This window comes from Nostoc parmelioides FACHB-3921, assembly GCF_014696625.1.
Lineage (GTDB): Bacteria > Cyanobacteriota > Cyanobacteriia > Cyanobacteriales > Nostocaceae > Trichormus > Trichormus parmelioides.
Genome location: NZ_JACJQL010000082.1, coordinates 1 through 23,526, shown reverse-complemented (window position 1 = coordinate 23,526; position 23,526 = coordinate 1). Strand labels below are relative to the sequence as shown.

Genomic DNA, 23,526 nt, shown 5'->3' with positions numbered 1-23,526 from the left:
ACAACGTCAATTAACTCCCACTGGTCGTGCAAAACTTCGAGAACGCGTTGCTGTTGAGCATTCTTTATCTCATATTGGTCGCTGGCAAACAGATAAAGCTCGTTACGTTGGTTCTCGCAAAAATCTCTTTGATCTTCGCCGTACCGCCGTTGTTCACAATCTTCATGTCCTTGCAAAACTTTTTACACGTGCTACTGAGCAGTCTCCTACTTCATCCTGATTACTGAATCGGTGTTCTAGGATGAGTTGCCCTTGGGTTAGTAGAACATGAGTTTGATGGGATTGGGGTACACCTTGACGGGCGGCTGGTGTTTCGGGATGGCGATCGCGCTCAATAACTGTTACTTGGTCAAAATGTTTGGTTAATACCTGTGCTGCTACCAAACCAGCAATACCACTACCAATGACAATGGCGCGAGTCCCACTGTCTTCAAAATTTAGCTGATCGGTATCAATATCTATTTCTGATACAGCCATAAAACAAATTTTAAAAAGATTACAGTCGTATTTCTCGGTGTTTCCTTCTATGGTTACATATTTGTGGGATGGTGTTTCTGCTTGTGTTAGGTGCTGAGGATAACTATCTTTGAAGGTTCTTATTTTGATTTAGTCACGCCCAATTTCTTTTAAAGCTTGGAGTAATTGTATAATCTCTTCCACAGAATTGTAGTGTACCAACCCCAGGCGCAATAAACCGCCATCACTTTCCACACCTAGTTTCTCAGTCAGATTCAAGGCATAAAAGTTACCATGCCAGGAAAAAATACCGCGATCGCCTAATGCTCTCGCAATGCTTTCTGGGCTTTTACTCTGGAGTCGAATTGCTACCGTTGGTGTCCGCCAAGCAAAGCGTTGTGGATCTGTGATGCCATAGATAGTTAAGCCAGGAATTTCTAGCAAGCCGGAAATTAGCTTATGGCTCAATTCTCTTTCGTATTGCTGAATGGCTGACATCGCTGCAACTATTGCCGCCCGACGGCTGTGATAAGCTGAGGCAATTTCATGTGATGGCTGTTCTGCTGATGTTAAAAACCGAGGACAGTGGAAGTGTTCCAAACCTTCCTTATCAGCCTCAATCAACGCTGAAACTAACTCTTGATCAATAGTCGGGGAGACATGACAACCTAATTTTGCCAAATAGTTAATAGCCGCCACTACACCCGCTAATCCTTCATAATTCAGGGTTCCGGTTTCCCAACGGGATGGGACTTCATTGGATGCTGGTTTGACTTTATAAGGTTGCAGATTTGCAAGATGTTCCCGCTTACCATACAAAATGCCAACATGGGGGGCAAAGAATTTGTATGCAGAACAGGCGAGAAAATCACACCCCAAAGCATGAACATTAATCGGCCCATGAGGAGCATAATGGACTGCATCGACAAATACCAAAGCGCCTACAGCATGGGCTAGTTTGACAATGGCGGTGATATCGTTAATTGTCCCCACGGCGTTGGAAGCATAAGTGACGGCTACTAACTTGGTGCGGGAATTGATTTGTTGCTCCAAATCATTGATATCTAAGGTGCAATCATCAAGTTTGACATCGACATAACGAATAACTGCGCCCTGTTCTGCCAATGCTTCCCAAGAGGAAACATTAGCCGAATGGTCAAGCCGTGTCACAATAATTTCATCACCTGGTTGCAGCGTCCGTCCAATAGCGCGACTCAAGGTAAAGGTGAGCGTCGTCATATTAGCGCCGAAAACCACCTCATCACTGTGACAACCTAAAAAATCAGCGATCGCCGTCCTAGCTGCAATAATTAAAGCATCCGTCCGCGCACTAGTAGCAAAAGCGCCGTGAGCATTAGCATTTGACCTAACTAAATAGTCACTGATAGCATCTAAAACAGACCCAGGTACTTGTGTACCACCGGGGCCATCAAAAAATATAGCTGGTTGTCCGTTAATTTTTTGTGTAAGCGCCGGAAACTGTCCACGTATCCATTTCAAGTCTAAAGCTTCCATGTCAGACTCCTTAGTTAATGGTGTTGACATACACCTTAGCTTAGTTATGGGGGTGTGGGGGTGTGGGGGTGTAAGGGTATAGGGGTGTAGGGGAAGTATCTAATGACAACTGACAACTGACAAATTTCAAAAAGGATATTTATGTCTTCTCTGTCCCAAGCTGTGTCTATTCATGATGTCCGTCAATTGGGTATTAACCTGAATCATTGGTATGTAGTTGCACGTAGTCAGGAAGTCACAAGTCAACCTTTGGGAGTGACACTTTGGCATCAGGCGATCGCACTTTATCGAGATAGCGAAGGACAAATACACGCCCTAGAAGACCGTTGCCCACATCGCCAAGTTAAACTTAGTCACGGTCAAGTTATCGGTAATGAATTGGAATGTGCTTATCATGGTTGGCGCTTGAATCATCATGGTGAATGTGCAGCCGTGCCATACTTAGCAGAGAATCAGAAACTACCAAACTGCAAAATTCGCTCTTACCCAGTCAAAGAACAAGACGGTTTTATTTGGTTATTTCCCGGTGATGGACAACCATCTGTAGAGCCTCTGGGCTTGCCGGAGTGGGATCATTTAAATTACATTGCTAGCGTTGCCATTATTAACTGTCAGGCGCATTATTCTTATTTAATTGAAAACCTGATGGATATGTATCACGGACATTTACATCAGGATTTACAAGCTTGGGCGCAAGCAGAATTACAAGATATTGAGGAAAATGATCAACGTGTAGATGCTCATTATCAAGCCCAAAGCTATTACAAAATAGATAAAATCTGGTCTATCTCCCAATTATTTTTCCCAGCTTTGCGCCGCTTACATCCTGAACCCTTGGACGTAAGTTACATTTATCCCCACTGGATGTCTACATTGGGTAAAGATTTTAAAATTTACTGTTTATTGTGTCCGATAAATGAGACACAAACAAAAGCTTATTTAATTCATTTCACATCTTTAAACGCTTTTTGGCGCTTGCATAAATTACCTGTACGGTTTCGCCGCTTTGTCAAAGATAGTTTGTTTGGTGCAGCCCAAAAATTCCTCGATGGTTTGGTGATTAAAGATGTACAGATGATTGAAGAAGAACAGCAAGCTTATTTACAGAATCCCCAAAGACGCAATTATGAGTTAAATCGGGCTTTAGTCAGCGTGCAAAGGCTGATGAAAAATCAAGCAGAGAAATTGAGGTGAGGTTTCAAGCAGGGATCTATAACGATCGCACACAATAGAAAATAAAACCCAGATGAACCAGGTAGACTACCTCCGTATTAGCTTAATAGATCGCTGCAATTTTCGTTGTCAGTACTGTATGCCAGAGGGGTCAGAGCTAGACTATATCCTCAAGCAACAATTATTGACTGATGAGGAATTGCTCACTTTAGTTCAAGAAGTATTTATTCCTGTTGGTTTTAGACAATTTCGGTTAACGGGGGGAGAACCTTTATTACGCCCTCGCGTTGTGGATTTGGTGGGGGCGATCGCATCTTTACCCCAAACCCAAGACCTCTCCATGACAACCAACGGCTTTTTACTCGCCCCCATCGCCCAAAATCTTTACGACGCTGGTTTACGGCGCATCAATATCAGCTTAGATTCCCTTGATCCCCATATCTTTGACCAAATTATCGGCAGTCATGGACGTTCTCGCTGGCAACAAGTTTGGGATGGTATTCAAGCAGCTTATCGTGTAGGCTTCGATCCATTGAAATTAAATGTAGTGGTAATTCCTGGTGTCAACGACCACGAAATTCTCGATTTAGCGGCTTTAACGATTGATAAACAATGGCACGTCCGGTTTATTGAATTTATGCCCATTGGTAACGGAGAATTATTTGGCGATCGCGGTTGGGTATCTTCCGCCGAATTACGCCAGCAAATCCGCGATCGCTGGGGCTTGACAGAAGCTCAAGTTCGTGGTTGCGGCCCGGCGGATGTCTTCCAAATCCCTAAAGCCAAAGGCACACTAGGATTTATCAGCCAGATGTCAGAGTGTTTTTGCGATCGTTGTAACCGGATGCGTCTAAGTGCCGATGGCTGGCTACGTCCTTGCTTATTAAACGAAACTGGTCAACTTGACTTAAAAACATCTCTACGCTCTGGTGTGAGTACCCACCAGTTACGAGAACAGGTGAGACATTTATTAGCAATCAAGCCAGAAATTAACTATAAAGGGCGTGACTCCGGGACTACAGGAGTTTACAGCCGCACAATGTCACAAATCGGAGGGTAAGCAGAGATAATTTGATTAAACAGGAGAGATGATCATGGTCAACAGCCTTAAAGAACTAATTGATGAGCCAGAGTTAGGTCATAATGACGACCCAGAGGAAAGGTTTATCAGCAGTGGGGTGAGTTGGGAAAACTATGAATCGCTACTAGCCAAACTAGAAAACAACTCTCATTACCGTGTTACTTACTTAGATGAAATATTAGAGATAGTGTCGCCATCAATCAGACATGAAAAAATCAAAACGAATTTAGGGATGCTGTTAGAGCGTTTCTTTTACAGCAAGCGCATTCGTTTTGTACCTTTGGGAAGTTCTACTTTTAAAAACAAAGCCAAAAAAGCAGGTGCAGAACCAGATGAGTGTTACTGCATAGGTGAAGAAAAAAAAGTACCGGACTTAGCTATAGAGGTAGTTGTTACTAGTGGCAGTATCAATAAACTAGAAATTTACCGCAGACTGGGAGTTACAGAAGTCTGGTTTTGGGAGAAAAACCAGTTTAAGTTGTACCATCTACGGAACAATTCCGACAACGAGGAAGCCACTGTTTACCCTGAAACTTATGGGTATGAACTGATAGTCACCAGTGAAATTCTGCCAGAATTAGACATTTCTTTATTAGAGCAATGCCTTTTAATATCAGATTCAATTCAAGCGGTTGATGAATTTGAACAGGGTTTGAAAGCAGCCGAAGAACGAAACAAATAAACTTTTTAAGTGATAAGTTCCGCATTATAATTTCTGCACCTACACCCCTAATTTCTTCAAGCAATACTGCCTCGCTTCCTCGCTTCTTTATAAGAAGTCCCAACATTTTTTAAGCCAGCTTTAATCATTTGTTTTTCCAGTAGGGCAAAGAAACGGGTTTTATCACCACCCCTGACTACTGCTTGATTATGTGCTTCGGCGATCGCCACTGGATAACCATATCCTTTCTGCACCTGTGCCAACATCAATCCCAAAGCTTGGTCAAACATCTCCGTATCTTTAGCTACCCATGCAGGCACTTCTATCCGCGCAATTTCTGTACCAACATGGACGTAGCAAAAGTATATAGCTTGGTCTTCATAAAGGTCTAAAATCCGGGCATTACTCCGCCACAGCGGCCCCCGTTGTCCTGGCTGGAGTTGAGTTGTCCACAATGCTGTATCCCGCAAAGGGTCAAACACTTTGCATGGGACTTTTTCTAGTTGATTCGGGCAGTAACTAGCACAATCGGGTACAGGATGAGGACACGCCATCAAACGTAAAAAATTCACCGCTTCCACATTTCGAGAAGCACTTACATAACCCATCAAAGGAATTTTAGCAGCACGCATTTGCTGCCAAGCTTCCAATATAGGGGGTAAAATACAGTTACGTGCATCTACGGGTAACTGTTCCAAAAACCAGTAAATTAAAGAACCATCCACCATTGCCAGAGTCGGGGGAGATGAAGAAGCCCCCGTATCATGGACACTACAAGCCAACTCAGCTAAAACGATCGCCTCGCTAGCAGTGCGCCGAAAACTCATCCATTCCTCAGTTCTAATTCCCCACTGACGGGACGCATATAAATCTTCTGGACGGTAAAACACCTCTGGCAAACTGTCCAATATAGGGTAGCGATTTTGTCCGTAGTGTAAAACTACCCTACCGATATTCAACAGATAACAATAAGCAATTTCGTGATGACTGGGGGCAATTTGCGAACCATCAGTAGCAATGACAGAATGCACCTTGGGGGGAGTGGGAATATCTAAGCAGGAGTTGAGCGGCTCCAGGGGTGTAGCATTAGCAAAGAGAATGCGATCGCGCCATTTTTCCTGACGTTCTACTAAATCTTGTTGACAATCAAAAGCCTTCCTCAGATTTTGCTGCGCCAATTCTAAACGCTGGCGACTAGCCACAGCCTCCAGAGATAGATGCTGACTTAAACCCTGCATTTGTCGCGCTAATTTCGTCAGATCAAGCATATTTTGGTCAGTTGTCAGTTGTCATTAGTCATTAGTCATTAGTCAATGGTCAACAGTCCATAGTCCTTACTCATTACTCATTACTCATTACTCATTACTCATTAGTTTTCCCCTACACCCCTATACCCACCCAGGAAAATCTTTAGCAAACTGAGACAGGGATAATAATTGGATTCGCGGATCGCTTTGGGCAGCTTTTCTCTCTGATTGGGTATTATAGCCCCAGTCTGCCAAGAAAAGCTTGACATCTTTAAGGTCTGACTGCTGTTGAACGAGCTGTAATGTTTTGATTCTGTCTTCTACAAACCATAAACTCACAGATTTATGATCTGCTGCTTGAATTAATTCACGGAGAATTTCATACTTAGGGCGCTTGACTTCTTTACCAAAAATTGCATCTCGTGGTAAATCTACACCTTCCTGATGCAACAACTGCTCTACAAAGCGTCCTTCTTTGGTAGTCACAATATATAGCTTGACTTCACTGGCAACAGTGATTTTAAGTTTTTCAATTACACCCTGATAAAATCTATGCAGACTCAGCCAACCGTCTAAATCATTAGCAATCCACTCATCACGCAAGCCATCTAATTTCGTGGCAATTTCTTTTGCTTGTAGCTTGTCATCTAACAAAATCTTGGGAGTAATGCTTGTCCATTCCTGAAGAATTTGGTCATCAGAATTGCCATCTACCAATGCCTTAATTAAAACAGGCATTTCCCAACCTGTTTCGATTACAGGACGGAGTCGATAGAATCTCAAAGCCAAATCATCTGGTGGTGTGTCGTCAGCCGGCGACCAAATTTGACAGTAGGTACGCCAAGCTACTTCAAAGTATTCGATTAGTCCGTCGCAAATTACCCCATCAAAATCCAGGGCTAAAATTGTAGGATTACTTGCGGTCATTTTTCCGAAAATAAATACTGCTTTTGCCAGCTTAACTGATTCAGTATTAGTTTTCTGTAATCACAGAAGCGATCGGCTTTAGGGGTATAAGGGTTTAGGGGTGTAAGGGTTTAGGGGTGTAAGGGTTTAGGGGTGTAAGGGTTATGAGGGAGGGATCTTTATAGCGATCGCCGTATAGGTGTTTAACACCCTTACACCCTCCCATAACTAAGAGTCCTGTTGCATAAGCCATAAATGTTTTTTCTACCCCCACACCCCTACACCCTTAAACCCCTACACCCCCAAAAGATTGAGTTTCCCACCTTAGCACTGTTGTAAAATAGACAATAGATGGATTCGGGGGGCCAGTAAACTGGTCGAAACGCCTATAGAAACTATTTTCGGTAATCTTCAGGGTTTAAAGTCCAGTCAGCTGAAACAACTACAGCGACTGTACCACCAGCGCATACCAGGCGATCGCATCACTACGCCTGAGTTTTCCCAGCGTCTGGCAGCAATTAGCACGGAAATTAACCTACCTGTGTGTGCCTATGTCAACCGTCGCGGACAAGTGATTCGCGTTGGCATAGGCACACCGCGTCAAACGCAAATTCCGCCAATGGAATTGCCGCGTTATGGTGCAGAACGTCTTAGTGGTATTCGTTGCATCGCTACCCATCTCAAGATAGAACCACCCAATGAAGCGGCTCTGACGGCGATGGCAATGCAGCGTTTAGATGCTTTAGTAGTGATAAATATTACCGGGACTGGCTTTACACGGCGCGGTGGAGGAGCTACAGGATACGTTAAGGAAGCGTATTTAGCGCACCTAGTCCCTCAAGATGCCCGTGCTTTGATTCCTAGTGCAGCGATCGCACTATCAAAAAATGGTCAATCTACCAGTTGGACTATATCACCACCTTTGGATCTAGATGCTCTTGGACAGCAAGATTTCATCGATTTGGTGGAAGGGCTAGAGGCAGAGTTCCGTCGGGAGTTCATCGCCGAAGAGGTAGATGCCGATCATGATCGTGTATTGATCGTGGGTGTCATGACCGATAATATGTCACTCCAACAATTCCACGATACCTTGGCAGAATTGGCGCGGTTAGTGGATACAGCTGGTGGAGATGTATTACAGACAGTACAACAAAAGCGATCGCGCATTCATCCTCAAACTGTAATTGGTGAAGGTAAAGTCCAAGAAGTTGCCCTCACAGCCCAAACTTTGGGATGTAATCTTGTTGTCTTTGACCGCGACCTCTCACCCTCCCAAGTCCGCAACTTAGAAGCACAAATCGGTATCCGCGTCGTTGACCGCACCGAAGTTATCTTAGATATCTTTGCTCAACGCGCCCAATCCCGCGCTGGTAAATTACAAGTCGAACTAGCACAGCTAGAATATATGCTGCCCAGACTCACCGGTAGAGGTCAAGCAATGTCTCGACTAGGGGGCGGTATTGGGACTCGCGGCCCTGGTGAAACCAAACTAGAAACCGAACGGCGCGCTATTCAAAGACGTATTTCTCGACTACAACAAGAAGTTGATCAACTACAAGCCCACCGTTCACGGTTAAGACAACGGCGACAACATCGGGAAGTGCCTTCAGTCGCTCTCGTGGGTTATACCAACGCCGGTAAATCCACCTTATTAAATGCTCTCACTAATGCTGAAGTTTACACAGCCGACCAGTTATTCGCCACCCTTGACCCCACAACGCGCCGCCTAGTCATTCCCCATGCAGAGACTGGAGAACCCCAAGGAATTCTGATTACAGACACAGTAGGGTTTATCCACGAATTACCTGCGTCATTGATGGATGCTTTCCGCGCCACCTTGGAAGAAGTGACAGAAGCCGATGCTTTACTGCACCTAGTAGATTTATCTCATCCTGCATGGTTGAGTCACATTCGCGCAGTTCGGGAAATACTTGCACAAATGCCAGTTACTCCCGGCCCAGCCTTGGTTGCTTTTAACAAAATTGATCAAGTAGATAGCACCACTCTAGCTTTAGCCCAAGAAGAGTTTCCTCTAGCCGTATTTATTTCGGCCAGCCAGCGTTTAGGTTTAGAAACCCTGCGTCTGCGGCTGAGTCTGCTGATTCAATACGCTGTTGACTCTCAGTAAATATCTAGGTCTTTCCATGTGAAAAAGCAGGGGGAAATCTTCTCCCTGCTTCTTAATAAATCTCCTAATTGTAAGTTAACCGATATATTTCATCCCAGCCAGCAAAAATACAGTTTATAACTACATTAAGCATCTACCATCAGTACCAAAGTTATAAAATTAGTTATGAGATCATGTTGAGGACATTATGGCTGCCACAGTAGAAATTTACACTTGGAGAACTTGCCCTTTTTGCATTCGAGCGAAAAATTTGCTTAATAAAAAAGGTGTTGAGTTTGTCGAATACAGTATCGATGGTGATGAAGAAGCAAGGGATAAAATGGCTCAGAGAGCTAATGGCAGACGCTCATTACCACAAATTTTCATCAACGATCGCCATGTGGGTGGTTGTGATGATATCCACGCTCTTGAAAGTCAAGGCCAACTTGATGAGTTATTAGCATCTAGTACTAGCCTCTAGATACCCATGCAACAGGATTACGCTTTTTTCCTCAAGAGTAATTGTCAATCTGTCAGGATATCGGGGGATAATTTATCTGAGAATTTCCTGGCGTTGAGGCAAAAGGCGTGAAACTGGCTTTTATTATAGATCCCATCCATCAGTTAGACCCATGCCATGATACCAGCGTGGCGCTGATGGAAGCAGCGCAAATTTTAGGACATGAAGTTTGGGTAACTCAGGCTAATTGGTTGAGTGTGGTAGACAGCAAAGCTTGGGCTATATTGCAACAGGTAGAACTTGTACCAGTGCAGTTGGTAGATGGACGCTGGGTAGCAGCAAGTCCTTGGTATAAATTAAATGCTCGTTCCCTCAATTCTTTGGAAACGATGGATGCTGTATTCATGCGGACAGATCCGCCCATAAACGATGCCTATCTTTACGCTACCTATGTTCTGGATTACGTTGACCAACGTAAAACTTTGGTAATTAATAATCCCAATGGTATCCGTGGGGCAAATGAAAAAATGTATGCCCTGCAATTTACCAAGGCAATTCCCGAAACCATCGTCAGTGCAGATAAAGATTTTATCCGGCAATTTGTCGAAGCAAAGGGCGCTACTGTTCTCAAACCCTTGGGTAACAAAGCCGGGGAAGGGATTTTATTTTTACAAGCAGGCGATCGCAATTTTAACTCCATCGTCGAACTCAGCACCCAGCAAGGCAGATTACCAGTAATGGTACAAACTTATCTACCAGAAGCCAAAGAAGGAGATAAGCGGATAATTTTACTTAATGGTGAACCCATTGGCGCTCTCAATCGTTTGGCCAGTGGCAGTGATTTTCGTAATAACATGGCCACTGGTGGGACGGTTGCAAAAACCGAAATTACCCCACGAGAACAAGAAATTTGTAGCCACATCGCCGCCAATTTACGCCAAGATGGTTTGATCTTTGTGGGTATTGATGTGATTGGTGGCTATCTTACAGAAGTTAACGTTACTAGCCCAACTGGGATACGAGAAATCGACCGACTAGATGGTACTCGCCTGGCTAATCAAGTAATTCAATGGGTGGAAAAAAACCTACAAATCCAAAATTAAAGACAAGTAATCAAAGGAAAACTACATGAGGAGGACATGAACATTTCTCTTTTCAGTCTCCCTCCTGTATATCACGAACACACACTTGGGCGTAAAAGTCAACAAACTATCGCCCAAGCGTATTCTGTTTTTGAATAGTAGCAATTTATTTGTAACAGCAACAAGATTTACGGGAGGTAAAAAACATACCTCTGAACTTGAAAATTAGCAGTTTTTATACAGCATTTAGCCTGACTAGAGACTACAAACTTTAAATAATCTCAAATCTAAAACCGCTTAATTTTTTGGTGGTCGCCGTCTCTGGAGAAAATCAGGGATATCCAATCCAGATTTCTCCTTTGGTTCGGGAGTAGGTGCGGGGGAATTAGTTGGTGCTGTTTGTGTGGGTGTCCGTCTTGGGGGAGCAGATACAACTCTGGCATTAGCCGCGTTTTGTTGGGGAGCGGCTTGTATTTCCCCGGTAAATCCAGTAGCAATGACGGTAATTCGTACCTCTCCTTGTAACCTATCATCAATCACAGCACCAAAAATAATGTTGGCGTTGGGATCAACTACTTCATAAATTGTTTCTGCGGCAGCATTTACTTCATGTAGAGTGAGGTCACTACCACCAGTGATGTTAAAAACAACGCCTCTAGCACCTTCGATAGAACATTCTAGCAGTGGTGAAGATATAGCGGCGATCGCCGCTTCTCTGGCTCTAGATTTTCCTGAACTCACACCAATACCCATCAATGCTGATCCCGCATCCGCCATAACAGCCCGCACGTCAGCAAAGTCTACATTGACCAAACCGGGAATAGTAATGATGTCAGAAATGCCTTGTACCCCTTGACGTAGTACGTCATCTGCATAACGAAACGCTTCTTGGACTGGTGTTTGTTCTGGAATCACTTCCAATAATTTATTGTTAGGAATAATAATTAAAGTATCAACTCTACTTTTTAGCCCTTCAATTCCTTGTTCTGCCTGACTAGTCCGGCGACGACCTTCAAAAACGAAAGGACGTGTTACCACACCAACCGTAAGCGCGCCCATTTCCTTTGCCACTTCCGCAACAATTGGTGCAGCACCAGTACCAGTACCACCTCCCATCCCAGCAGTGATAAATACTAAATCAGCACCTTCTAAGGCTGTAGCAATTTCATCACGTGATTCTTCAGCCGCTTTTTGACCAATTGCAGGATTACCACCTGCACCTAAACCCCTCGTGAGTTTCTGCCCGATTTGTAAACGACTAGGAGCGCCTGCCAAGGTCAAAGCTTGAGCATCAGTATTAATTGACCAAAACTCTACACCAGAGACATCAGATTCAATCATGCGGTTAACCGCATTACCACCACCACCGCCAACACCAATTACTTTGATATTGGCAACGCGGCCAGGAACAATCTCGCCAATACGGTTATTTTCCACAGAAATCTTCTTGCTGTCGTTATTTTGTCCAAAATTCAGCCCAGAGTGATTGAAAGGGTTGCTTGAGTTCACTGCCAGTGAGAAACCTGGCTGTCCCAACGATTGGGAATTTCTATAGGTAAGCTCTTGGTTATTATCAAGTGTCATTGGATTCGGGAAGGTAGATAAACGACTTTTTTAGGTGTTACACATCTAGGAGTCAACTATTAAGTTTGACAGCACTAAAAATTTGTCCCTATTCTTGATTGTTATCACTACTGCCAACCTTAACAAGATTGTAAGCGTGAAAGTCTGCTATGAAACCAAACACCCACATTCGGACTGGGCTTCGCCTTACCTGGGATGTTGGATGAGCATACCCAGGAGATAGTGTTTGGCTCACCATAGGTGAATGCACAGCTAATTCTAGAGAAGTATACATACATTTACTTAAAATTGATCTGTATAACTTCCACAACTTATTAATATTTTCTCTAAATGGCAATTTTTGCATAGTATACCTTTGGGATGCAGGAGACACAGCTAATACTTCTGTTGATGATTTTGATGAGTTATTCATCTGGTTACTAACTGTGTTTGTCTTCTGAGAAGAAATTTTAAATACTGAAGGCATTTTGTATATTTTGTCATTTATTTGATTTGCAATACTGAGGATTTGAGGTATTTACTCTGGGATAATTAGTTCTAACGGCTAACTCTACGCAATTAAACATACACTTAATAAAAATACAATAAATTACATAACTCATAGTTCTCAGCAGATCACTTCATGCGAGAAATATATGCTATGCGAAGTCTTCACTGCCTTAATAATATAGTTGATAGGTTTCAAAATTGGGGATAATTACAACTCTCACCGCACAATTAGATTTCCATAAGGCATCCCATTTAAATTTTGTTTGTGAAGCCGTTACCATCCCCTACATACACAAGTACCTATAGCTATGCCACACTGCGCCAACAGAAATCAAAGTAGACTCCTATCTGTATTATTTATGCACAAATTTAAAGATAACAAAGGAAGAAAAATTTGACTGATCAATTAATTTGTTACTTTTTGTTACCAAACAGAAACTTAGTAGCGATACTATCTAAGCCTATCAAGCTGACCAGTCGTCAAGTCAATCAGTTTGAATACATACCACAGACTGAACAATCGCTACTAGAAACGTACTACAACGGTGACAGCAAGTGTCCAGAAATTATCTTTGTTCCTAATATCTAAGCTCCTAGAAAACAGCTTTTCACAATTACGATGCAAAGCATGGAGCAAACAATAATATTTTTTTATTAAATAAAATTAATTAACATATAAGGAATTTGTGACACACGGTTATGGAGTTTGATTTTTAGTTGTCTCCTTATTTTGGATCATATGTACTAAAGGTGATTCGGGATTTGTTAAATCAATATAGTTTATCTCCGCAGGATTTAGTTTTGTATTGATGTGACGTAATTGTGCTAGTAAATTAATCTGGTCAGCTAACTGGTCACTTGTAGCACCAAGATGAACTGTTCCCAATTCAGTTTTCAAAATTAAGTTATTTGGGTCTTGGTAATCAATTTCCGTAATTTTTATGGAACTTTGGCTGATATAAGGATATAGTTTACTCCAGTAGGAAGCATATTGCTCTGGTAATCCAATTACTTTGAGGGTAGGAAGTTTGAATTGAGGATTCACTAGTGTATATTTTTCCAGAGGAATCCAAACTCCATTGGCATCAATTAAGCCTGTGTTTACTTGTTTGTTACTAGCACTACTAGATTGTTCTCTTCTTTTTTGAGCCACTGCGACAGGTATTCTTTCTTCGATTTCGATAATTAAACCTGGTGGAAAAAGACGACGGCTGACAGTTGCTTGGGCAATAGTTGGTTGTTTCTGCAAAGACTCAGCGATCGCCGCAGGTTGAATTCTCCATAAAGACTGAGGATAAGATAAAACCAGCAAAGACTTGATCGCTTCTTGCGACAGTAATTGATTGTCAGATTTCATCAATACTTGCTCAGGAGTTTTCAGCACCCATATTGGTTGGAGTGCGACCCAAAGCAACCCACCTGCCAGACTACTAATAGTTATAGTTTGCCAAATAGCTTGAATAATCTTCATCTGACGCTGCCGTCGTAATTTTTTACGGCGTTGAGCTAATTCCTTTTGGCTGACCGACGCTATACCAGGCATCAATACCCCTTTTCGGCTCCAGGTTATTCCTTCACTATGCTTGTGTCTATTGGTTAATTTCAGCAACGCTGCTGGAATTAACGAGCTAGTAAGCTATTCTGCTTTTAAGTTGCATAATCCATCGTGAGGGCTGTTGAGCGTTAACAGTTAACAGTTAACAGTCAACCGTTAACAGCCCTTATTAGTAGTTATGCTTTTTTAACGTGCATTAGCTTAACACTTTACAGCAAGCACATCAGAATCATGGCATAAGTTCCACATATCTTGCCAGAAAAAAGTTATCAAAAACAACAACATACCCTTGTGGTGACTATTCTATCTTTACTGTTTTGCTGTAAGTAGCCATGAAAAAAAAGTAACAGCATTTGTAGTTAATTCAAACAAAATTCAGCAATAGTACTTATACAGAATCACTCATATTAAGAGAGAATTAGTATATAAAAAGACAAAAAGACAAGCATCTACTATTTAGAATGGGAAATACAATCAATTTGTCACGCTTCTACAAAGCATGTAACCCTAGCTACACCTTAAACATGGGTGTGATGCTTGATCGCCAGTACTACATCGATTTTGCTAACGTACGTGGTTGCAAAATTGTAGAAGAACTGCAACGTACTATTAGCCGTATTTCCCCTGATGAACCCACCTGCCAACTATTTACAGGTCATATTGGTTGTGGAAAATCAACGGAATTACAACGCCTCAAGGCAGAGTTAGAAGCAGCAGGATTTCACGTAGTTTATTTCGAGTCTAGTCAAGACCTAGACATGGCAGATATTGACGTTAGTGACATTTTGTTAAGTGTAGCTCGTCAAGTCTGTGTAAGTCTGGAAGCTATTGGTATCAAACTTAAGCCTGGTTACTTTAATAACTTGTTTAAAGAAATAGGAGATTTTTTACAAGCTCCTATTGAGCTTTCTGGTGAAGCGGAGTTTTCTTTAGGAATTGCGAAAATTACCGCCAAAACCAAAGATAGCACTCAACTACGTAATCAACTAAGACAGTATTTGGAGCCTCGCACCAATAACATTTTGCAAGCGATTAATGAAGAAATCTTAGAAAAAGCCGTAGAACAGCTAAAGCGACGAGGTCAAAAAGGGTTAGTAGTAATTGTCGATAATTTAGATCGAGTGGATATGCGTCCTGTTGCCTCTGGACGGACGCAACCAGAATATCTCTTTATTGACCGGGGCGAACAGTTACGTAGGCTCAAATGTCATGTAGTTTATACAATCCCCCTGGCATTAATTTTTTCCAGTGAATATGAAACCCTCAAAAATCGCTTAGGTGGCGGTATTGCACCAAAAGTATTACCAATGGTACTAGTTCGACAACGGGATGGCAGTGATTACGAACCAGGAATGTCACTCCTGCGCCAGTTAGTACTGGCAAGAGCCTTTCCAGAAGTTGCTAGTCAAGAAAGACAACAACTAATTACAGAGTTATTTGAGCAAACAGAAACCTTAGATCGTTTATGTCGTGTTAGTGGTGGTCACATTCGTAACTTATTAGGCCTACTATACAGTTGCCTCCAGCGACAAGATCCACCTTTTTCTAGAGATTGTTTGGAAGCGGTTATTAAGGATTACCGCGATGATTTGCTGTTGGCGATTGATGAATGTCAATGGGAATTGTTGTTTGATGTCATGCAACAACAAAGTGTTAAGGGTGAATCTGACTATCAAAGTTTACTCAGAAGTATGTATTTGTTTGAATACCGCGATCCTATGGGACGTTGGTTTGGTATTAGTCCAGCTTTAGCAGAGACAGAAAAGGTTTTAGCTTGGCGAGAATCAAAGTAAAACCCCTCAAGCCTCAAGTTCCAAATAATCCTCAGTTCCCATTTAAATGAATCGGGAATTGTGCGAGTTTTTGAAATTGAATGCACAAGACTTAAAAAAGTATTGTCTGCTTTTTTAAGTTTTCGTATGTAGTTTTTTATTTCTTATTAATAATTATGACCAACTGTGAACTTAAAACAGCGATCACCAACAATAATGAGCATTCCTTACAAAGGTTAATTCGAGCAATTAATTTATCTAAAGGCGAGTTTTCTCTCATTTTAGTTCGTTGTAATTACAGGCAGTTACGAGAAGAAATGCGGGATAATCTTCGAGATTTAAGTAAAGATATCAACATTAGAGAACTATATGTTCAGTCATCAATCAGTGCTTTACATACTACAATCACATCACAACTATTTCTAGATAATCCCAGTGTTGCTACCGATTGTTTACCATCAGCCTTAATGGTTTTTGGCTTAGAATCAGTTATTGCCCTTGAAGATTTATTAACTGGAATAAATCAATCAAGGGATATTTACGCAGCTAGTTTTCCTTTCCCTTTAATCTTATGGTTGCAAGATGAAGTCGCATCATTACTTTCTCGGTTGGCTCCTGATTTTAAAAGTTGGGCTGCAACCACTATTAAATTTGAAATGCCTCAGGAAGATTTAATTGCTTTAATTACCAAACAGACAGAGTCTCTATTTTCTAAAGTTTTAGAAGTAGGTGCAGAAAAGTTCATTTCTAATGATGCCCTTGATTTAGCACCAAAATCTCAACATCGTCATGAGATTGAATCAGCCCGTAATGATTTACTGCGTTCTTACAATGTCAAATTAGAACCAGGATTAGAGGCTAGTCTGGAGTTTGTTTTAGGTAGAGATAAGTATGCTAATGATCAAATTAATAGTGCCTTAGCCCATTATCAAAGAAGCCTATCTCTATGGCAGCAAGAAGAAAAAAGGGAAAGTCTAGAAAAGAAATATTTAGATCTGAATTATCAACAAAGACTTTGGCAAGCAATCATCTTATTCCATTTAGGTTTATGTTATCACCGGATGGCAGATTTACATCAGAGTGCTAACAGTGGCTATTGGCGGCACGCACTACAGTGGTTTCAGCAATGTTTGGATGTATTGGAAGAAAAGAAGAGACAAGATTTAGTAGCTAAATTTATTTTACCTGCTTGTGAGATGCTTTACCGCTTACAGCTTTGGGAAGAGTTAAAAAAATTAGCTCAAAAGTCTTTATATCTACATAAGAGCTATGGCAATCAGTCCCAAATAGCCCAAGATTATGGCTTTTTATCAGCTGTAGCAGGTGCAAATCATGATTGGATACTAGCTCATGAATTAGCTAATACTGCATTAGACATTCTGGAGAAAGTAACAGGCTCTCGACAACATGAGAGTTGGTATCTTTTGTTGTTAGCTCGTTCACAAAGGCACTTGGGAGAGTGTGAAGAAGCTATTAGTAACTTAGAATGGGCAAGGGTAGTTTGTGAGCTACAATATGAGCCTTCCTTGTATTTAGAAATTTTAGAGGAATTGCGATCGCTCTATTTTATTGAACGACATGAATATTTAGAAGCCTTTAAACTCAAGCAAGAAAAAATTCAAATTGAACATCAGTATGGTTTACGTGCTTTTATTGGTGCAAGTCAATTACAAGCACAACGTTACAAAATCAATTCAGTCTTAGAACCCCAAAGCATCCCCTTTATTCCAGAAGAAGTTGCCCAAGAAATATCTGCGTCTGGAAGACAACAAGATGTCAATCGTTTAATTGAAAGAATTACTCGTGCTGACTATAAACTCACGGTAGTTCATGGTCCATCGGGAGTTGGTAAAAGTTCACTGCTCAAAGCTGGTTTATTACCAGCTGTAAAGAATAAAGTGATTGGTGAGCGCATACCTCTACCTATTGTTTTATCTGCTTATACTGATTGGATAAATAGTTTGGGGCGCAGTTTTTATCATGCGTTAGCGCCATTAGATATCTCAAGTTCCCTAGAATTTACTCCCGCCATTCTGCTAGAAAAGCTCCGGTCTGCAACTGTACGTAATCATACAATTATTATTATTTTTGACCAATTTGAAGAATTCTTTTTTGTAAGTAGTTTTCAGCAAAAGTTGGAGTTTTATCAGTTTTTTAGCGAATGCTTGAATATTGCGTATTTAAAAATAATTATTTCTATCAGAGAAGATTATCTCCATTATTTATTAGATTTTGAACGCTGGGATAAAACACAACCAGATAGTTTTCATGACTTAGATGTCATTAACAAAAATATTTTAGATAAAGATATCCGCTACTTTTTGGGAAAATTTTCTTATCAAGATGCCGTTGCCATTATTCGTTACTTAACCCAAACCTCTCAATACGAAGTCAAAGAGGATTTAATTAATGAACTGGTGCGGGATTTAGCGGGAGAAAACGAAGAAGTAAACCCAATTGAATTACAAATAGTAGGCGCGCAGCTACAAGCAGAAAATATCACAAATCTCGAAAAATACAAACTCTGTGGAGGAACAAAAAAACTTATAGAACGTTGGCTAGAGGAAGTTATTCGAGATTGTGGTCAAGAACATGAAGATTTTAGCTGGAAACTATTGTATGAATTAACTGACGAAAAAGGCACACGTCCTCTCAAAACTAAATCTGATTTAATACTGGCTTTAGAAAAATATCTTGATAATCAGTCAGATTTTGATTCACGGTGGGAGTTGATTTTAGAAATTTTGATTGGTTCAGGGTTAGTATTGTGCTGGCGAGAAGAGTTAGGCGATCGCTACCAGCTCGTCCATGATTATTTAGTAGAACCAATTCGCCAAAGAAATGATTATGGCATCATTGCTGAATTAGAAAAAATCAAATCGGAAAAAACTAAAGCAGAGGTAGCCCAAAAATTATCTCAAGAGCAGCTAAATTCAGTTTTGCGGCGTAGATTACGAGAAGCACGGGCAGCAGGGGTATTGCTGGCAGTTATGGGCGGCACGATCGCTTCTTTGTGGTGGCAAGCCGATATGCAGAAAAGAACCGCAGAGCTACAAACCATCCGTGCTGAAACCAGCGAGACCAATTTGCAAATTAGTGCGATCGCCGCATCCAGTGAAGCTCTATTTTCCTCCAACCAAGAATTTGATGCTTTATTAGAAAGTTTGAGAGCTTGGCAAAAACTTAAACAAGCCAAGGAAGTGCGACCAGAAACCCGAATGCGCGTGGTTACGGCCTTACAACAGGCAGTTTATGGAGTTACCGAGTTAAATCGCTTGGAGGGGCATAGCGATATTGTCTGGGGTGTGGCTTTTAGCCCTGATGGTCAATTATTAGCTTCTGGTAGTACAGACAGAACAATCAAGCTTTGGCGACCTGACGGAACCTTGATCCAAACCCTTGAAGGTCATACCAGCGCTGTTACCAGTGTCAGTTTTAGTCCTGATGGTCAGACTATCGCTTCAACTAGTCTCGACCAAACAGTGCGGATTTGGCGGAAAAACCCAACAACTGGTGAATTTGCCCCAGAGCTAGCCCAAAGCCTCAGAAAACACAAAGATTGGGTTTATAGCGCCAATTTTAGCCCTGATGGAGAATTGCTAGCTACTGCCAGCAGGGATAAAACCATTAAAATTTGGGATCGGGATGGTAACTTAATCAAAACTCTTAAGGGTCATCAAGGCTCTGTCAACTGGGTAAGTTTCAGTCCAGACAGTCAATTTATTGCTTCAGCCAGTGAGGATAAGACTGTCAAAATCTGGCGGAGAGATGGTAGCTTGGTGAAAACTTTATCTGCACATCAGGAAGGGGTAACTGTTGTCACTTTTAGCCCTGATGGTAAGTTACTAGCTTCAGCCGACCGAGATAATATAATTCAACTGTGGCAATGGGATAGTAGTAATCAAAATAACCCAGAAGTTGATATCTATAAAACCTTACAGCAACATACCAGTACGGTATGGAGTCTCAATTTCAGTTCTGACAGTAAACAGTTAGCCTCTGCCAGTGATGACAACACTATCAACCTTTGGAGTCATACAGGTAACTTAATCAAGACTTTTAAGGGACACAGTGACGCTGTTGTCAGTGTAGCTTTCAGTCCAGATACTAAAATGCTGGCTTCTGGAAGTTATGACAAGAGCGTGAAATTGTGGAGTTTAGAAGCCCCTAAACTACCGATTCTGCGAGGACATGAGGATCGAGTTCTAAGTGTTGCTTGGAGTCCTGATGGTCAGATACTGGCTTCTGGTAGTCGCGATCGCACGGTAAAACTATGGCGAAGGCAGTTGAATCAGGGCAGACTTGATGCTCATCTTGACAAAACTTTAGTGGGTCATACCCAGATGGTTCATAGCGTTAGTATTGACCCCAAAGGTGAAATTTTAGCTTCTGCTAGTGAAGACAAAACCGTTAAACTGTGGCGACTGGATGGAACTCTCCTGAAAACTCTCTCTGGTCATGGTGATAGCGTAGTCAATGTTAATTTCAGCCCTGATGGTAATTTATTAGCATCGGCTAGTAGAGATCACACTATTAAACTGTGGAATCGTGATGGAAGTTTGCTCAAAACTTTAGTGGGGCATGAAGCGCGAGTCAATAGCGTCAGTTTTAGCCCCGATGGAGAGGTTTTAGCTTCTGCTAGTGACGATAAAACAATCAAGCTTTGGCGGCCAGATGGGAGTTTAATCAAAACCTTTGAGCCTCACGATAGCTGGGTATTAGGTGTCAGTTTTAGCCCGACTGAAAAATTATTGGCTTCTGCTGGTTGGGACAATACGGTCAGGTTATGGCGACAAGATGGGACTTTGTTACAAACCTTATTAAGAGGATTTAGCGATAGCGTTAATGCTGTGAGTTTTAGTCCCACTGGTGAAATACTTGCTGCTGCTAATTGGGATAGTACAGTCAAATTGTGGAGCCGTGAGGGCAAATTGATTAAAACCCTCAACGGACACGAAGCTCCCGTGTTGAGCGTCAGTTTTAGCCCCGATGGACAAACGTTAGCTTCAGCTAGCGATGACAACACAATTATTTTATGGAACTTACACCTTGATGACCTACTGACTCGTGGTTGTGGCTGGGTCAATAATTATCTGAAGCACAACAACAATGTGGATGAGCGCGATCGCTTGCTTTGTGATGATGTCAGCGATCGTATCTAAGAACTAATACGCAATTAAATCGACTATCCATACCAAAATCGACAAAACGCTTAGTTTGTAGTGATTTTGAATTTTGTGGCGCTTGCATTAGCTGTAGGGTATCTAAATTCCACCTTGCAGTATCAGCTCCAAGAGCGATCATCACTTAACAAATCATCACTACTTACCTGTTGCTGGTTTTCTTCCGTTTCTACTTCTAGTAAGTTGCTTAAAAAAGCTTGTAATCTCATACGTTCAATATAAGGCCAGCCCCCCTCAGATTCAATGTCTTTCAACATAGCGTAAAGGTGTTGGCGATTATTGGGTAAACTCTCTTGAAATGTTCCGTCACGAATCTCTCTGTGTAATTGTTCTAACTGGCGTAACAATTTTAGAAGAGCCGTAGTATTTCCTTGACAACTTTTAGCCGCATCTTGAACTACATCCGTAATATTTTGTAACTTATCTGAGAACTCAATTGATTCCGTAATGCTGTTGTTGCTCATGCAACCCTCTCTATTTAAATTAAGTCTACCCAAATTTACCGAATATAGTCGTCTTTCATCTCCTAAGACAAATTTACAAATATATTTGTGTAATCTTTTCTCAGTAACTCATCCCCATCACCTTTGATTCCTAGAAGGACAAACCTTCCCAATCTCAATACCTTTGATATTAAAGCGGCGCAGTAATGATTCACACGGACTCATAGGAAGCCTTATGGGATCAACGCTAGTTACTCAAGACTAGAAGTGCTTTGATTTTGAGTTAAAAAAAATCGTATGATCTGGCTGATTTCCCTAATAAAGCAAGTGACTGTATTTAGTGGTAACACATACATAATACAGAACGACTTGGGCAAACCTGCCAATCCCTGTGGTGTTGGCACAGCGCGAAGCCAAATCCAACTTTCGCGTTATTTGATGTAAGTAGTGATGCCAATTTGCCGCAAAATGTACTTATCACTATGCCCAAACCCTTTATATATCGATTTTTGACATTGAGGTTGATCATGAGGTATCGCGCTTTAATTGTTGCATTCTTGGCTGTGTGCTTGGGGCTACTCACTGCTTGTAGTGACGCTCCAGCTTCTAGTACCAGAGATATACTGACCTACGAACAAATTCGAGGCACTGGCCTGGCTAACAAATGTCCCCAACTTACAGAAACAAGCCGTGGCTCAATTCCCTTGGATTCCAGCAAGTCCTATGTCATCAAAGAACTTTGCTTGGAACCAACCAATTTCTTCGTTAAAGAAGAACCTGCTAATAAACGCCAAGCAGCAGAATTTGTAGCTGGCAAATTGTTAACCAGATACACTTCCACTATTGACCAGGTGTCAGGTGATCTTAAGTTCAACGATGATAGCAGCTTGACCTTTGTGGAAAAAGATGGTCTTGACTTCCAAGCCATTACGGTGCAATTACCTGGTGGTGAGCGAGTACCCTTCCTGTTCACCATTAAAAATTTAGTTGCTCAAACACAACCTGGTTTAAGCAGTCTAAATACTTCCACAGACTTTGAGGGTACATTCAAAGTACCTTCTTATCGTGGTGCTGCATTCTTAGATCCTAAAGGTCGGGGTGTTGTTAGTGGCTATGATAATGCCGTTGCTCTTCCAGCTCAAGCCGATGATGAAGACCTTACCCGTACTAACGTTAAGCGTGCGGAAATTCTCAACGGCAAAATTTCTCTACAAATAGCTAAAGTTGATAGCTCTAGTGGTGAAATTGCTGGTACTTTTGAGAGCGAACAGCCCTCTGATACTGATTTAGGCGCTGATGAACCCAAGGAAGTGAAGATTCGGGGTATATTTTACGCTCGTGTTGAATAAACCCAAACGTGCCTAAATTTTCTTGATTACCAAAGCTGTCTGCCACTGAAAACATTCTTGGCCTATGATCAAATTCCCTATTAAACGTTAACCCATACCCCCAATTTTGCTGAGGTGTATGGTCTGACTACTCACTTAACTAACGCAATTTTCGGGTTGATAGAATCCCGTGAGGACAGGGAGTGGGGAAAATGTAGTTCAATCAGTGGTAAAAAGCTGTTAATACCTTCAGAGGAAATGATAGAAAGGGGCTTCTAGCCCTTTTTTTATTAGGTTGGTCAACATTGCTAAACTCCAAACTTCTATTCACGCAAGAAGTCTAATGTTATGTCAATTCATGTCTATCATTGGGCATGCGTGAGAGGTTAAAGTAATTGCACATTTGTCAAGAGGGTGCAGGAAAAGGGGATAGATCCAGCTTGAAGACTGGTTTTCGTAGGGCTTTGACTACGCCTAAATCTTG

At 41.7% G+C, this 23,526-nt stretch carries 18 protein-coding genes and 1 pseudogene; 11 read left to right on the top strand and 8 right to left on the bottom strand.

Annotated features, from left to right (window positions below; translation table 11 throughout):
* Positions 1–220 (top strand): annotated as a pseudogene (locus tag H6G14_RS29020) (hypothetical protein); the annotation flags it as partial.
* On the opposite strand, the gene H6G14_RS29015 reads toward H6G14_RS29020, so the two are convergent.
* Together H6G14_RS29015 and H6G14_RS29010 are read right to left on the bottom strand one after the other, a co-directional pair.
* On the bottom strand, positions 163–477 hold the full coding sequence (locus H6G14_RS29015; RefSeq protein ID WP_242054013.1) for an NAD(P)-binding protein: 315 nt from the start codon (positions 475–477) through the stop codon (positions 163–165). The pseudogene H6G14_RS29020 and the gene H6G14_RS29015 sit on opposite strands and share 58 nt — an antisense overlap.
* A gap of 129 nt (positions 478–606) precedes the next feature.
* Positions 607–1,971, bottom strand: a complete 1,365-nt coding sequence (locus H6G14_RS29010; protein WP_190571938.1) for a cysteine desulfurase-like protein — start codon at positions 1,969–1,971, stop codon at positions 607–609.
* A gap of 141 nt (positions 1,972–2,112) precedes the next feature.
* Here H6G14_RS29010 and H6G14_RS29005 point away from each other — a divergent pair, with 141 nt between their 5' ends.
* The 3 genes from H6G14_RS29005 to H6G14_RS28995 are packed head-to-tail and all read left to right on the top strand — an operon-like array spanning position 2,113 to position 4,907.
* Positions 2,113–3,165, top strand: a complete 1,053-nt coding sequence (locus H6G14_RS29005) for an aromatic ring-hydroxylating dioxygenase subunit alpha (RefSeq protein ID WP_190571933.1) — start codon at positions 2,113–2,115, stop codon at positions 3,163–3,165.
* Positions 3,166–3,217: 52 nt separating this feature from the next.
* Positions 3,218–4,204: a GTP 3',8-cyclase MoaA gene (gene moaA / locus H6G14_RS29000; protein WP_190571931.1), complete on the top strand. Its 987-nt coding sequence runs from the start codon at positions 3,218–3,220 to the stop codon at positions 4,202–4,204.
* Positions 4,205–4,238: 34 nt separating this feature from the next.
* Positions 4,239–4,907 carry a Uma2 family endonuclease gene (locus H6G14_RS28995; protein WP_190571929.1) on the top strand — a complete coding sequence of 223 codons (669 nt, stop codon included), beginning with the start codon at positions 4,239–4,241 and terminating at the stop codon, positions 4,905–4,907.
* Between the two features lie 56 nt (positions 4,908–4,963).
* On the opposite strand, the gene H6G14_RS28990 is transcribed toward H6G14_RS28995, so the two are convergent.
* Both H6G14_RS28990 and H6G14_RS28985 read right to left on the bottom strand, forming a co-directional pair.
* Positions 4,964–6,154 carry a DNA double-strand break repair nuclease NurA gene (locus H6G14_RS28990; RefSeq protein ID WP_190571927.1) on the bottom strand — a complete coding sequence of 397 codons (1,191 nt, stop codon included), beginning with the start codon at positions 6,152–6,154 and terminating at the stop codon, positions 4,964–4,966.
* Positions 6,155–6,274: 120 nt separating this feature from the next.
* Positions 6,275–7,060 carry an HAD family hydrolase gene (locus H6G14_RS28985; RefSeq protein ID WP_190571925.1) on the bottom strand — a complete coding sequence of 262 codons (786 nt, stop codon included), beginning with the start codon at positions 7,058–7,060 and terminating at the stop codon, positions 6,275–6,277.
* Between the two features lie 520 nt (positions 7,061–7,580).
* Here H6G14_RS28985 and hflX point away from each other — a divergent pair.
* The 3 genes from hflX (at position 7,581) to gshB (ending at position 10,709) form a co-directional block, all read left to right on the top strand.
* Positions 7,581–9,167 carry a GTPase HflX gene (gene hflX, locus H6G14_RS28980; protein WP_338421231.1) on the top strand — a complete coding sequence of 529 codons (1,587 nt, stop codon included), beginning with the start codon at positions 7,581–7,583 and terminating at the stop codon, positions 9,165–9,167.
* A gap of 187 nt (positions 9,168–9,354) precedes the next feature.
* A complete protein-coding gene (gene grxC, locus H6G14_RS28975; RefSeq protein WP_190571923.1) occupies positions 9,355–9,627 on the top strand; it encodes a glutaredoxin 3 in 273 nt (90 codons plus the stop codon).
* A gap of 107 nt (positions 9,628–9,734) precedes the next feature.
* Entirely contained in the window at positions 9,735–10,709 is a 975-nt protein-coding gene (gene gshB / locus H6G14_RS28970) for a glutathione synthase (RefSeq protein ID WP_190571921.1), read from the top strand.
* A gap of 276 nt (positions 10,710–10,985) precedes the next feature.
* On the opposite strand, the gene ftsZ is transcribed toward gshB, so the two are convergent.
* Both ftsZ and H6G14_RS28960 read right to left on the bottom strand, forming a co-directional pair.
* Complete coding sequence (gene ftsZ / locus H6G14_RS28965) at positions 10,986–12,272, bottom strand: cell division protein FtsZ (RefSeq protein ID WP_190571919.1); 1,287 nt, start codon at positions 12,270–12,272, stop codon at positions 10,986–10,988.
* Between the two features lie 88 nt (positions 12,273–12,360).
* Complete coding sequence (locus tag H6G14_RS28960; RefSeq protein WP_206757619.1) at positions 12,361–12,684, bottom strand: hypothetical protein; 324 nt, start codon at positions 12,682–12,684, stop codon at positions 12,361–12,363.
* A 471-nt stretch (positions 12,685–13,155) separates the two neighbouring features.
* Between H6G14_RS28960 and H6G14_RS28955 the strand changes: the two genes are divergently transcribed.
* Positions 13,156–13,350 (top strand): hypothetical protein, encoded by a 195-nt coding sequence (locus H6G14_RS28955; RefSeq protein WP_190571915.1) that lies wholly within the window; start codon positions 13,156–13,158, stop codon positions 13,348–13,350.
* A gap of 108 nt (positions 13,351–13,458) precedes the next feature.
* Here H6G14_RS28955 and H6G14_RS28950 read toward each other — a convergent pair whose 3' ends face one another.
* Entirely contained in the window at positions 13,459–14,304 is an 846-nt protein-coding gene (locus H6G14_RS28950; RefSeq protein WP_190571913.1) for a cell division protein FtsQ/DivIB, read from the bottom strand.
* Positions 14,305–14,777: 473 nt separating this feature from the next.
* On the opposite strand from H6G14_RS28950, the gene H6G14_RS28945 reads away from it, so the two are divergent.
* Positions 14,778–16,109 (top strand): ATP-binding protein, encoded by a 1,332-nt coding sequence (locus H6G14_RS28945; RefSeq protein ID WP_190571911.1) that lies wholly within the window; start codon positions 14,778–14,780, stop codon positions 16,107–16,109.
* A gap of 155 nt (positions 16,110–16,264) precedes the next feature.
* Entirely contained in the window at positions 16,265–21,250 is a 4,986-nt protein-coding gene (locus H6G14_RS28940) for a WD40 domain-containing protein (RefSeq protein WP_190571909.1), read from the top strand.
* Between the two features lie 122 nt (positions 21,251–21,372).
* Here the strand turns inward: H6G14_RS28940 and H6G14_RS28935 are convergent, their stop codons facing one another.
* Positions 21,373–21,735: a hypothetical protein gene (locus H6G14_RS28935; protein WP_190571907.1), complete on the bottom strand. Its 363-nt coding sequence runs from the start codon at positions 21,733–21,735 to the stop codon at positions 21,373–21,375.
* A gap of 506 nt (positions 21,736–22,241) precedes the next feature.
* Here H6G14_RS28935 and psbO point away from each other — a divergent pair.
* Positions 22,242–23,063, top strand: coding sequence for a photosystem II manganese-stabilizing polypeptide (gene psbO / locus H6G14_RS28930; RefSeq protein WP_011318645.1), 822 nt, complete (start codon positions 22,242–22,244; stop codon positions 23,061–23,063).
* Positions 23,064–23,526: the final 463 nt, after the last annotated feature.

What these genes read in the sequence shown, in the direction of transcription:
- H6G14_RS28990 (WP_190571927.1), bottom strand. Translation starts at nt 6,154, where the DNA reads ATGCTTGATCTGACGAAATTAGCGCGACAAATGCAGGGTTTAAGTCAG.
- H6G14_RS28940 (WP_190571909.1), top strand. Translation starts at nt 16,265, where the DNA reads ATGACCAACTGTGAACTTAAAACAGCGATCACCAACAATAATGAGCAT.
- moaA (WP_190571931.1), top strand. Translation starts at nt 3,218, where the DNA reads ATGAACCAGGTAGACTACCTCCGTATTAGCTTAATAGATCGCTGCAAT.
- H6G14_RS28985 (WP_190571925.1), bottom strand. Translation starts at nt 7,060, where the DNA reads ATGACCGCAAGTAATCCTACAATTTTAGCCCTGGATTTTGATGGGGTA.
- H6G14_RS28935 (WP_190571907.1), bottom strand. Translation starts at nt 21,735, where the DNA reads ATGAGCAACAACAGCATTACGGAATCAATTGAGTTCTCAGATAAGTTA.
- grxC (WP_190571923.1), top strand. Translation starts at nt 9,355, where the DNA reads ATGGCTGCCACAGTAGAAATTTACACTTGGAGAACTTGCCCTTTTTGC.
- H6G14_RS29005 (WP_190571933.1), top strand. Translation starts at nt 2,113, where the DNA reads ATGTCTTCTCTGTCCCAAGCTGTGTCTATTCATGATGTCCGTCAATTG.
- H6G14_RS28945 (WP_190571911.1), top strand. Translation starts at nt 14,778, where the DNA reads ATGGGAAATACAATCAATTTGTCACGCTTCTACAAAGCATGTAACCCT.
- H6G14_RS28950 (WP_190571913.1), bottom strand. Translation starts at nt 14,304, where the DNA reads ATGCCTGGTATAGCGTCGGTCAGCCAAAAGGAATTAGCTCAACGCCGT.
- H6G14_RS29015 (WP_242054013.1), bottom strand. Translation starts at nt 477, where the DNA reads ATGGCTGTATCAGAAATAGATATTGATACCGATCAGCTAAATTTTGAA.
- H6G14_RS28995 (WP_190571929.1), top strand. Translation starts at nt 4,239, where the DNA reads ATGGTCAACAGCCTTAAAGAACTAATTGATGAGCCAGAGTTAGGTCAT.
- psbO (WP_011318645.1), top strand. Translation starts at nt 22,242, where the DNA reads ATGAGGTATCGCGCTTTAATTGTTGCATTCTTGGCTGTGTGCTTGGGG.
- H6G14_RS29010 (WP_190571938.1), bottom strand. Translation starts at nt 1,971, where the DNA reads ATGGAAGCTTTAGACTTGAAATGGATACGTGGACAGTTTCCGGCGCTT.
- H6G14_RS28960 (WP_206757619.1), bottom strand. Translation starts at nt 12,684, where the DNA reads ATGAATAACTCATCAAAATCATCAACAGAAGTATTAGCTGTGTCTCCT.
- ftsZ (WP_190571919.1), bottom strand. Translation starts at nt 12,272, where the DNA reads ATGACACTTGATAATAACCAAGAGCTTACCTATAGAAATTCCCAATCG.